Consider the following 12,150-nt stretch of genomic DNA (forward strand, 5'->3'; position numbering starts at 1 on the left):
GAGCTTAAATTCACTTCTTAAGCCGTTATTTATCGCGCCAGATCATCACTTGTGCCTCTTCGCCACTCTTGCGGGTCGCACGGTACATGCCTTCGGTATTAAATGGCGTAGCGATATTGCCACGCTGGTCTATCGCGATAACTCCCCCCGTACCGCCAGCTGTAATTAGACGCTGGTTGATGACCTCGTCCGCCGCCTGGATGATTGATTTCTGCTGATATTTCACCTTAGCGCAGATATCTCCCGCCACTTGGTAACGAATAAAATATTCTCCATGGCCGGTGGCCGATACCGCGCAGACACCATTTTCGGCGTAGGTTCCGGCACCTATGATTGGAGAATCTCCAATCCGCCCATAACGCTTATTGGTCATCCCACCCGTTGACGTGCCAGCGCTGATATTGCCTTGCTTATCGAGAGCGACAGCCCCTACGGTACCCACCTTATATTCAGTATCTAGCTCACTGTGCGCGGCAAGATAATCTTTATCTTCGAGTTTAGCTTGCTCCATCTTAGCCTTAGCGCGCTGCAGTGCCTCGTATCTATCTTGAGTGTCGAAGCTGTCATTGGCAACCAGTGACACACCTTGAGTCAAGGCAAACTCCTCGGCCCCTTCACCATAGAGCATCACATGAACAGATTTATCCATGACCAGACGCGCCAAATCTATCGGATTTTTGATATGTTTAACCCCAGCAACGGCGCCGGCTTTCATGGTTTGACCATCCATAATAGATGCATCCATCTCATGCTGCCCATTGTGGGTATAGACTGCCCCCTTGCCCGCATTAAAAAATGGCGAGTTCTCGAGAACGTTAATGGCAGTGGTAACCGCATTAAGGCTCGAGCCACCTTTATCTAAAACCGCGTACCCCGCGTCGACGGCCTCCTTTAATTTGTCTCGATAGGCCTGCTCTTTCTCTGGGGTAAAATTACTTGGCTTAATCGTTCCCGCTCCGCCATGAATGGCAATTGAAAACGGCTTATCATCGGCCACGACGCCTAAGCTTGAAACGCTCGAAATAGCTAACAGAATGGCGAGTATTTTGTTTTTATTTTTCACTTTGAAGGCCTTTAATTTTTATTTGCACTCTTTGTAACCATTTTTAGTGCTAATTACAATCATAAGCTTGCTAGAAATCAATTATATAGTGACAATATACTCAGCCTTCTTTACTCACTGAATAGAGCCCGATTTTTTGCAATTATCTTCTTTCCGCTTATGGCCACTGAGCATCATTTTATTGAGCAGCCTGCTCAGCGCATTTCCTGTAATGGCAAATAATTTCCTAATATTAAAGATCACAGGAGCGAATGCCTCCCTAAACCGCAACATTGAAGCCCATTTAGGGACTTTACCGAGCTCAGAAGTCCAGCGACGGGCTTTTATCTTCAATGCCGAAGATAATGTGATCGCGGCATTGAATTCTCTGGGGTATTACCATGGGGAGATGGTACAAGATGTGCAAACCAGTCCTGATTCACCTTGGATTTTATCATTAGATGTGACCCCTGGAGAGCCCACCCGCATCGAATGGATTGACTTACATTTTGACGGTGAGATCCTCGAAGACGCGTTTATCCTGCAATGGCTCGACAAAGTTGCCATCAAACCTGGAGATATTCTTAATCACGGCAAGTACGAATTGATGAAATCTCAGTTGATCACACTCGCACTAGCCAGAGGTTATTTCGATGGTAATTATGTTCAGTCTTCCATCGAAGTTAACCGTGATATAAACACGGCGAAGATAACCCTGCATTATGATTCAGGACCCAGGTACCGTATGGGAGAGGTAAGTTTTGAAGGCCATAGCTTACAAGATGGACTTCTAGACACCTTAATTCCATTTGACAAAGGCTCGCCCTATAGCACTGGGAGTTTATCTAGGTTAAACCGGGAGCTATTAGACACCAGCTACTTTTCTAACATCAAAGTATTGCCTCAGGTTGATAAAGCGATAGGGCTAGATGTTCCCATCAAGGTTGAATTGAGCCCCAAGCCAAGTCACTCGATAGAGTTAGGTTTAGGTGTCGATATAGGCAATACCACAGAAAGCGCCGTCGAGCCAAGAGTCAGCATCAACTGGCGAACGCCACAGATAAACAGCTACGGGCATTCCCAAGAAACCAGTTTAGAATGGTCCCCGGATAGACCCAAATATCTTACCACTTACACTATCCCATTGACCCATCCTTTGGATGATCAACTAAAAATCCGTTTTGGTATGCTCAGGGATAAATACGGTGTGACTCAGGTCTACGATCCCAATGATAACAAGTTCACCAATACCGGTGAACTCGAGGCGAGTAAAGGCCTAATAGCCGTAATACGTCAGCAAAGGCTCTCTAATAACTGGATAATGAATTACTCTGTTGAAGCTATGAGAGAGTATTACACTCAATCTGGTACCGACTACTCACCCAAGTTTCTGCTCTTTGGTGCCAGCATCTCCAAAACCACCCGTGGCGATAACACCTTAGACCCTAAGTCTGGCTTTTTTCAGTATTACAGCATCGAGTATGCGAATCCCGATTTAGGCTCGGCTATTCAGCTCACGCGTATACAGACAAAATACAAATGGATTAACACCTTTTTCGAGAAACACAGAATAGTTTCTCGATTAGACTTAGGTGTAAACTTAGCCGATGACGATGAAGATGAGCTAGCCCTTATTCCCCCTTCATTACGCTATTTTGCCGGTGGTGATCAGAGTATCAGGGGCTACAGCTATCAGGAACTGGGACCTTACCTCGACTACACCAATAGTGGTGGCGATGAAGTCAGAGAAGTTGTCGGTGGACGTTACCTGATGGTGGGAAGTCTCGAGTATCAGTATTACGTCACCCCAACTTGGCGTGTGGGCACCTTTATCGATGCGGGTAATGCATTCGATGTTAACCAAATAGAGCCCATCGTCTCTGTGGGTGGCGGATTACATTGGATATCGCCTATCGGACCTATCAAGCTCGATCTCGGTGTTGGCCTCAAAGAGACTGATACAGTAGACAGGCCATGGCGCATCCATTTGACTATGGGGGCAGAGCTATGACCCAAGAATCAAATGACGTTACCATCAATGAGCCAGAGCAACCCACAAAATCATCCACTGGAAAACCAGAGAAAAAAACGGGCTATCTATACACACTTTGGCGAAGCTTCAAGCTTGTTTCGCGCACCTTAGTTTATATCCCACTGGGTTTTCTGATCACATTTGCACTCTTAATCGGCACCCATATAGGCAGCCGGATAACTGTGTTATTAGCAGATGCTTTAGTGCCAGATCTGCAGATCACCTATGTCGGCGGTGCTATCAATAACAGGCTCGAGGTCACGGATGTCCGTTGGCAGATCCCGGGAGTTGCAGTAGAGCTGGATGACTTAACCTTAGATTGGCACCCCTTATGTCTGCTACGTAAACAGCTTTGTGTTAGTGAACTGTTAGCGTCGAGAGTCATTGTCGAAATAGATACTGATTTACCCTCAGAACAACAAACATCCATAATAGAGAAAGAAACAGCCGAACTTAGCGAAGCAACTGAAGCTACAAAGCCGGCTAAGAATGATATAAAAGAGCAAGAGGGACTGGATGAAATCAATGAAGAGATCACCCTGCCTTTCGGCATAGATCTGACTAAGGCTGACTTGGCGAATGTCAGAGTCAGGGTCGATGATATGCATTTCAATGTATCGCGTCTACAAACAAGAGCACAATGGCAATCAACAGGTATCAGAGTGAATTATTTAACCTCTCAAGATCTGCTGGTCGATATTCCATTATCAAGCGATTCAGATAAGTATTCACAACTAGATATAGACCAAGATAACACTTGGGCCATGGCAGATTTACCTCGAGTTTTTATGCCTATTCCCGTATTTGCCGAACGTGTTTCCCTCACCAAGAGTCATCTAAGGCTTGGGCAGAGAAACGACCTTTTCTCCCAGATAGACTTTGAAGCCAGTTATCACAGTTTCCTCATCCATATCGAGAACCTTAAGGTCCATCACACCTATGGTAAGGTCGAGCTTGAGGGCGAGATATCCCTCATCGATGATTACCCAATGGATGTTATTGCGGTCATAGATGCCGGGCATGTCGATGAGATACCGGGATTGGGACAGCAACATGCCACTTTAGCATTATCCGGAGGCTTTAATAGACTCAAGATAGAATCGAGCGGCAAGGGTCATATCGACTATTCACTGACTGGCGATATTGCACTGGCCGACCCTAAACTGGCTTATCATCTTTCTCTCACATCTAAACAACTGGGTTGGCCCTTAGACAAAAATACCTATTCAGCCCAGTCTGTCGACCTTGAAAGTGTGGGTGATCTCGATCTGCAAAACCTGACGTTCTCAGGACAAGTTAACAGCCCTTACCACCCCATTTTGGCTATCGACGCCCAGCTGACACATGCTGGTTCTGAAGTCGAAGTAAAACATTTGAGAGCAAAAGGGGAACTAGGTGACATAGAAATTTCCGGCCATGCCAGCTACGCAAAAAACATCAGCTGGAATGCGGCTATCAATGCCATAGATTTTGATATGGAGCAGCTGGCATTACCCCTTGATAATCCGTTACCGGAGAGTTTCATCAGCGGTAGGTTTAACACCCGAGGTAAGGTGCAGAAAAAACAGTGGCGAGTGGCTATATCTCAATCAGATTTAACGGGTGAAATTCAAGGATACCCTTTTCATCTCATTGGCGATCTCAGCTTGGATAATAAACTCCATCTCAGTGCCGACAGCTTAAAACTGAGCGCCTTACAATCCATTTTGACCATTTCGGGCACAGCCGACGAATACTGGTCAATCAATGCCCAACTCGATGTTCCCGATCTTAACCTCTGGCACCCGGATTCATCTGGCAGTATCAAGGCTAAGATTAATGTGTCGGGAGAAAGTGACCACCCTGAAGTCAGAGTCTCAGCCAAGGCGCTGGATCTGCAGTTTGAACATTTCAAGCTAGAGCAAGCCCAGATTAAAGGTTTCTATCGTCCGCTGGATAATCAAGAGTTTGCCCTAACACTTGATACTGGAGAGTTTAAATATAATACACAGCAACTAGACTCAATCACACTGAGTATTGAGGGAGACGAGCAGCATCAAAAGCTGAACCTACAGACATCGGGAGAGTATAGACTCGACACGCAAATATACTCGAACCTTAACACCAAAACTGAAACGTTAGTCGCTGAGGTCAGAAGATTAAGCTTGAGTTCTATCTTAGGTGATTGGGATCTGGAAGCGCCTTTTAATGTATCTTGGGACAATCTAAGCCAGACAGGCTTACTCAGTACCTTTTGTTGGCTCAACATCGATGGCAAATTTTGTCTGGATGACCAAGCCGAGCTTGGCGAAAATGGTGATGCCAGTATAAAATTCCAGGGAGACATAGGTGCCATATTAGCGCCGATATTGCCCGACAACTTGATATGGCAAGCGCCGGCAAAATTATCTTCACATTTGATATGGGCCAAAGATACTAAACCTCAAGGTGCCTTGAATCTTGATTTCGAACCTGGTTATCTCAGCCTGAAAAACAATCAGCGCAGCGTGGATATAGGTTATAAAACACTCGCACTGCACGCCTCACTAGATGAGAAGATATTATCAACGCAACTGCGATTCGATTCACATGATATCGCGAGTTGGGAAGGACGACTAGACATCGCGGTGACCCCAGACCGAACGCTATCGGGTTATACAAAATTACATAAGATAAACTTAAATGCATTGGCAGAGTTTTTACCTCAACTGGAAATCATACAGGGGAATATATCCAGTGAGTTGAAAATAGCGGGCACATTAGATCAACCCGATGTTTCCGGTCAGCTACTACTGGAAAATGGTGAACTCCTGGCGGCAGCGAACCCAACACTCTTTGAAGATATTAAGCTTGCGGTGTCCCTATCAGGTCAACGTGCCCTACTCGATGGAACCTGGAACATGGGAGAGGGTCAGGCTAAGCTCGTAGGCAACATAGACTGGAGCACAGGTACGCTCAATGGCAATATTCAAGTTAACGGTAATGACTTAGTTATCATTCAACCTCCTCTGGCCATCATCAATGTCTCACCCGATCTTGACTTTAGTTTCACTAAAGACAGTTTCAATATAAAAGGTGCAATCGAAGTACCTTCAGGCCATATAAAAATAGTGCAGCTGCCCGAAGGAGGCGTCGAGGTATCTAAAGATGTGGTCTTTAACGACAGTCTCTCAACGGGGGAAATCAATCAAAATCCCTTGGCTCTCACATCTGACATAAAAATCAAGCTCGCAGACAACCTAAAAATTGATGGCATGGGTCTCAAAGGTAAGCTAACAGGCGTCTTAGAGTTAAAACAAGAAGCCTTTAAGCCAGCACTACTCTACGGTGATATACGCGTTGTAGACGGTAAATATAAGTTCATGGGGCAAACTTTAGATATTAAGGCCGGTGAAGTCCAATTTATTGGCCCAATGGAAGTGCCTAACCTTAATATCGAGGCGGTAAGAGAGATCAAAGATGAAGATGTCTTGGCCGGAGTAAGAATAACAGGCACGCCACTCAAGCCCGTTGTCACCTTATTCTCTAGCCCAACCAAGGAACAAGCCGAAATACTCTCATACATCATCAAGGGTACAGGATTTCACAGCAATGATAATGAACAGAACAGTGGTTTGATGTTGGGTGCGGCGCTGACCTTGAGTAATCAGATCGGTGGTGGTGCTGTGAATAACATCGGCGATTCGGCAACCGGATTAATTGAAAAACTTGGATTTTCAAATGTTCAACTCGATGCTAATGATGACGGCCGTGTGGCTATCAGTGGTTTCATCGGCGAAGATCTGATGGTCAAATATGGTTATGGCGTCTTTAATCCTGGTTATGAGATGACTGTCAGGTATTACTTATTATCACAGCTCTATTTAGAGACTGTATCGGGCACCATAGAGCAGTCATTAGATATCTACTATAACTTCGATATCGATTAGGCTTGCTTTTTAACTGAGAAATACTCAGTGATGCCATTTAAATAAGTCTGTTCAGTGACATCATCAAAATGATTAAAACCAGCTCAGGCCGATACTAATAATGATTCCGGTGATGATGAGCTGCACCAGACAGAAGCCCATAATATCGCGAGCTTTTAGACCTGCGATAGCCAGTACTGGAAGTGCCCAGAATGGCTGAATAAGGTTAGTCCAAGCATCCCCCCAGGCTACAGCCATAGCAACTCGGGCTACATCAGCCCCCAAAGCTTCGGCAGCTGGCAACATAATTGGAGCTTGTACAGCCCACTGACCACCACCCGATGGTACAAAAATATTGATGATCCCTGCGCTGATAAAACTAAAAAAGGGCAGACTCTCAGCACTGGCGATGGAAACAAAGCCCTCGGAAATACTCTGAGCCAAGCCCGATTGCATCATAACAGCCATTATACCCGCATAAAATGGAAACTGGATGACAATACCAGCGCCCCCTTTGATCGCTTCGTTCAGGCTGTTTAGAAAATTACGTGGTGTTTGATGCAGGATAATGGCGAGAAATAAAAATAAAAAATTGACGACATTAAGATTCAAACTGCCGCTGTTAGCAAAGAAGTAATAGGCTAAATACATCAGCCCTGCTCCACCGATACTCCAAGCAAGTAAACGACTGTTCTCTAATTTGTCGGCGGGCCGTTCCGATGCTTGGTTTTCAGAGGCTTGCTCTTCGTTGTCTGTAAACTTACTCGGATCGACATATACACTGTCTTGTTCTTCGGGCAACATCAACCGATTGACCAGAGGCATAACCACAAACAATATTGCAAGTAACGCTAAGTTAAATCCGGCGAAGATAGTGTCACTGGTTGCAATAATGCCGATATCTGATTCGGAAAAGTGGCCGGGAGTGGCAATCGTTAATGGGATGGAACCGGCAAGCCCCGCATGCCAGACTAAAAAACCAGAGTAGGCGCTGGCGACGAGTAAGCGGTAATCGACTCTAACTTTACATGCTAAGGCTTTAGCAAATAAAGCACCGACCACTAAACCAAACCCCCAGTTGATCCAACTGGCGATAAGTGAAACGACGGTGACTAAGATAATTGCCTGAGAGGCAGACTTAGCAAACCCTGCGATGTAATTAAGTAATTTTTTAACCGGGGGAGAGCTGGCTAGCATAAAACCTGTGATAAGCACCAGCAGCATCTGCATCGAAAAACTGAGTAGCGACCAGAAGCCATCACCCCAGTAATTAACAGCTTCTAGTGGTGTTTTCCCCTCTATGATAACTGCCGCAGCCAATACCATTAAGGAGAGCATCAAGACGAAAATATACGGATCAGGTAAATACCGATCGACTAATTTTACTAATGGTTTTGAGACGTTAGCCAGCATGGAGGTTCCTAGTGAATTTTTAGTCAGGCTAGCAGAGTTCCAACCGCAAGAGAAATCCAAATTGACAGGAAGTAACCAATCAGCAACAAAGGGGCCTGCTAATTAACTTATTAATGGCCTTGTTGAAAAAGCGTCACTATAGATGCTGTATAACGGTGTCAGTATTTGAGAAGGGATCCTCTATAACACTTTGATGAAGTTTGTTATCTAGAAATAGATCTTGAAGAAAATGTGTCGAAGTGACACTCAGCCAAGCTGCATGTGACTCTAGTGCAATAGGTTTGGTCAATAGACTACAAATAAAGAAGTTAAACTGACACACCCATATAGGATCTACGGTCAGTTTAACTAGATGTTCGATAATTCAGCTAACAGAAAAGCGACGGTCAATTTTCCGTATTTTGAGTGTGATTATTTTTAAATCTCTGCCACACCTTACCGCTATTGATACCATAACTGCGCATCAAAGCCGGTATCGCGTTGTGGTTCTTCTCTGCTGCGAGTTGTCTTAGCCCTTCATAAAACTCAAACGCTAACTCTCGCGCTTTAGGTATGGTGAAATAATCTTTACCAACTCGACTATAAAGGCCTTTAAAGCCATTAAGGATCAGCACATAGAGTGGATTACCTGAATTGAACGCTAAAGTATGATGCAGCTGATAATCAAAATCGACATAGGCCTGAGGATCGTCATCTAAACTCGAGATCAGCTCCAATGCTTCCAGTACCTTGTCCGGATTATGGCGAACCGCGCCCTTGAAATAGATGGCGCTGATATTGGTTCGGGCCGAGAGTAGCTGTTCCAATAGTACAGGTTCACCGGCAGGATTAAGATCGGCAATGGTCTCTAAGACATTGAGACCAGATGATTCCCAGATATCATTGACTCGGGTTGGCTTACCATGTTGAATCGTCAGCCAGCCATCTCTGGCCAATCGCTGAAGCACTTCTCTGAGTGTGGTTCGTGTAACTCCGATTAATTCAGAAAGCTCACGCTCTGCAGGCAAAATCGTACCTGGGGGGAACTTATCTTCCCAAATCGATCGGACAATGTATTTTTCAGCAAAGCTCGCCGGTCCTTTAGCCTCAATGATCCCCGAATCTTTTGAAGTTAAAGGAGGTTTTTGGGCAATTGTCATCAGGTTACTTTTCCCACTCTAGTTCGTGTTGTTTTGAGCACTGATCATACCAGAGCGAGAAAAAATGGAAACCTTATATGAAGTAATACTGGTTAAGATCAAAGTTTACTCTCTCAAAAAGGCACAAAATCCCCCCCCTCTTCACGACTTTAGGATGTTTTTACCATTTGGATCTAATTTTTAAGCTATTTTTAAGTATTAGATGTAACTAAGCTATTAAATTAATGGTTTCTTTACGCTAAACTGAGGCGATTCAAATAGACTGTCGTTTTTTACTATCAATCATATACCAATTTGAGAGGGTGCCATGCCTGTGACAATGCGTCAGGCGTTTATTGACAACTTCTTGGGAAATTCACCCAAGTGGTTCAAAATCGCGATTATATCTTTTTTAATAATAAATCCAATAATTTTCTATATTAACCCCTTTGCCGCTGGTTGGTTACTCGTTATCGAGTTCATATTCACCTTAGCCATGGCGCTAAAATGTTACCCTCTTCAGCCCGGTGGCTTATTAGCCATTCAAGCCGTTGCCATAGGTATGACCTCACCGAGTCAGGTAATGCATGAGATAGAGGCCAATTTAGAAGTCCTCTTGCTGTTGATCTTCATGGTTGCCGGCATCTATTTTATGAAGCAGTTACTTCTGTTTGCCTTCACTAAAATGATCACTAAGGTGCGCTCTAAAGTCGCCGTATCCTTAATGTTCTGCTTAGCGTCCGCCTTCTTATCGGCCTTTCTCGATGCATTAACCGTCATCGCGGTGATCATTGCCGTGGCCATAGGTTTCTACTCCATCTACCATAAAGTAGCCTCGGGTAAATCTTTCTCTGATGATCATGACCATACAGATGAAGGCAATAACCAATTGTGTGAAGAGGAATTAGAAAACTTCCGCGGTTTCCTGCGTAATTTATTGATGCATGCCGGCGTAGGTACCGCGCTAGGTGGTGTCTGTACTATGGTGGGAGAACCACAAAATTTAATCATAGCCGCACAAGCAAACTGGCAATTCGCCGAATTTGCGATACGTATGTCACCGGTCACTTTGCCCGTCTTTATTGCTGGCATAGCGACCTGTTACCTGGTAGAGAAATTTAAGGTCTTCAGCTACGGCGTACAACTGCCAGAAGCCGTACATAAGATACTATCGGATTACGATGCCCATGAAGATGCACATCGTACTAAACACGATAAGATGAAGCTGGTCGTTCAGGCCCTCATCGGTGTATGGTTGGTACTAGGCTTGGCTTTACACTTAGCCTCAGTTGGCTTAATAGGCCTGTCGGTTATCATACTTGCAACGGCTTTCAATGGTATCACCAACGAACATGCACTGGGTAAGGCATTCGAAGAAGCCCTGCCTTTTACCGCACTGTTGGCGGTATTCTTTGCCATCGTCGGTGTCATTATCGATCAACAGCTGTTCGCACCAGTGATTCAATGGGCACTGAGTTACGAAGGTAACACTCAGCTCGTTATCTTCTACATCGCCAACGGCTTGCTCTCTATGGTTAGCGATAATGTCTTTGTCGGCACTGTCTATATTAACGAGCTCAAGGCAGTTCTGCTCAACGGACAGATCACCCGCGACCAATTCGACTTGTTAGCCGTCGCCGTGAATACGGGTACTAACTTGCCATCGGTTGCGACACCGAACGGCCAGGCAGCCTTCCTGTTCTTGTTAACCTCGGCAATTGCCCCACTCATACGCCTCTCATACGGGCGCATGGTATGGATGGCTTTACCTTACACCATAGTCTTATCCATAGTCGGTGTGTTGGCCATTCAGCTAGGTGCACTCGAGCACATGACTCAGTACTTCTATGACTCAGGCATACTCATTCACCATTCGGCGAAAGAAGCTGTGGGTGCAGTGACAGGTCATTAAAACCGATACTGAACTTTTACCCGCTATTCCAGTCTTATAAACGCCCTTCGTGGGCGTTTTTCATTGGCTCATTCACCACTGTACGATATGATTTATCAATAATTTGGCTAGGGCCTAGCCTGCAGTATAAAAGAATATTACGGAGAATATGATTTGAACTCTATGACGAGATTCGCTCAATCCCGCCTCGCCTGGCTTATCCTGGCAGGCACGGCGTTGGGACTCGAGTTATGCGCACTCTTCTTTCAATATGTAATGAAATTAGATCCTTGTGTGATGTGCATCTACCAGAGACTCGCTATCTTTGGCATCTTAGCCGCGGGCTTGATTGGCATTGTCGGCCATAAGAATCGTTTTGCTCGGCTAATAGCTGTTATAGCCTGGGGGGTCAGTGCCACTTGGGGGCTGAAACTAGCACTTGAGCTGGTCGATATGCAAACCAACCCATCTCCATTTGCGACTTGCTCTTTCCTACCCGAATTTCCTGCTTGGATGCCGCTCCATGAGTGGATGCCTGAAATCTTCCTTCCTACAGGTATGTGCAGTGATATTCCTTGGGAAATGATGGGAGTCACTATGGGACAATATATGATTGGGGCTTTCGCTGCTTACCTGATGGCCTTAGTTCTCTTCATTATCCCGGCTTTATCGGCCAGTAAGCCGAGACATGGATTCATCGCCGATTATAGGTAATCAACCAAAACAAAAAACGCCCAGCCGGGCGTTTTTTGTTTTCTATATCTGGT

At 45.2% G+C, this 12,150-nt stretch carries 7 protein-coding genes; 4 read left to right on the top strand and 3 right to left on the bottom strand.

Features of this window, described 5'->3' with window-relative positions:
- Positions 1–25: 25 nt before the first annotated feature.
- Positions 26–1,063, bottom strand: coding sequence for an isoaspartyl peptidase/L-asparaginase family protein (locus tag FS373_RS16965; protein ID WP_144046791.1), 1,038 nt, complete (start codon positions 1,061–1,063; stop codon positions 26–28).
- Positions 1,064–1,184: 121 nt separating this feature from the next.
- On the opposite strand from FS373_RS16965, the gene FS373_RS16970 reads away from it, so the two are divergent.
- Entirely contained in the window at positions 1,185–3,053 is a 1,869-nt protein-coding gene (locus tag FS373_RS16970; RefSeq protein ID WP_322619525.1) for an autotransporter assembly complex family protein, read from the top strand.
- Positions 3,050–6,982, top strand: coding sequence for a translocation/assembly module TamB domain-containing protein (locus FS373_RS16975; RefSeq protein ID WP_152829927.1), 3,933 nt, complete (start codon positions 3,050–3,052; stop codon positions 6,980–6,982). The genes FS373_RS16970 and FS373_RS16975 overlap by 4 nt, the downstream gene beginning before the upstream one ends.
- 72 nt (positions 6,983–7,054) lie before the next feature.
- Here the strand turns inward: FS373_RS16975 and FS373_RS16980 are convergent, their stop codons facing one another.
- The gene (locus tag FS373_RS16980; RefSeq protein WP_152829928.1) at positions 7,055–8,374 is read right to left on the bottom strand and encodes a short-chain fatty acid transporter; all 1,320 of its coding nucleotides are present in this window, start codon (positions 8,372–8,374) and stop codon (positions 7,055–7,057) included.
- A gap of 386 nt (positions 8,375–8,760) precedes the next feature.
- Positions 8,761–9,513, bottom strand: a complete 753-nt coding sequence (gene fadR / locus FS373_RS16985) for a fatty acid metabolism transcriptional regulator FadR (protein WP_144046793.1) — start codon at positions 9,511–9,513, stop codon at positions 8,761–8,763.
- 307 nt (positions 9,514–9,820) lie between these two features.
- Between fadR and nhaB the strand changes: the two genes are divergently transcribed.
- The gene (gene nhaB, locus FS373_RS16990; protein ID WP_144046794.1) at positions 9,821–11,404 is read left to right on the top strand and encodes a sodium/proton antiporter NhaB; all 1,584 of its coding nucleotides are present in this window, start codon (positions 9,821–9,823) and stop codon (positions 11,402–11,404) included.
- A gap of 153 nt (positions 11,405–11,557) precedes the next feature.
- Positions 11,558–12,097, top strand: coding sequence for a disulfide bond formation protein DsbB (dsbB, locus tag FS373_RS16995; protein ID WP_144046795.1), 540 nt, complete (start codon positions 11,558–11,560; stop codon positions 12,095–12,097).
- The last annotated feature ends 53 nt before the right edge of the window (positions 12,098–12,150 follow it).

The organism is Shewanella sp. YLB-07, from assembly GCF_009377275.1.

Coding starts and splice junctions, on each gene's coding strand:
- FS373_RS16975 (WP_152829927.1), top strand. CDS start 3,050: ATGACCCAAGAATCAAATGACGTTACCATCAATGAGCCAGAGCAACCC.
- FS373_RS16980 (WP_152829928.1), bottom strand. CDS start 8,374: ATGCTGGCTAACGTCTCAAAACCATTAGTAAAATTAGTCGATCGGTAT.
- nhaB (WP_144046794.1), top strand. CDS start 9,821: ATGCCTGTGACAATGCGTCAGGCGTTTATTGACAACTTCTTGGGAAAT.
- fadR (WP_144046793.1), bottom strand. CDS start 9,513: ATGACAATTGCCCAAAAACCTCCTTTAACTTCAAAAGATTCGGGGATC.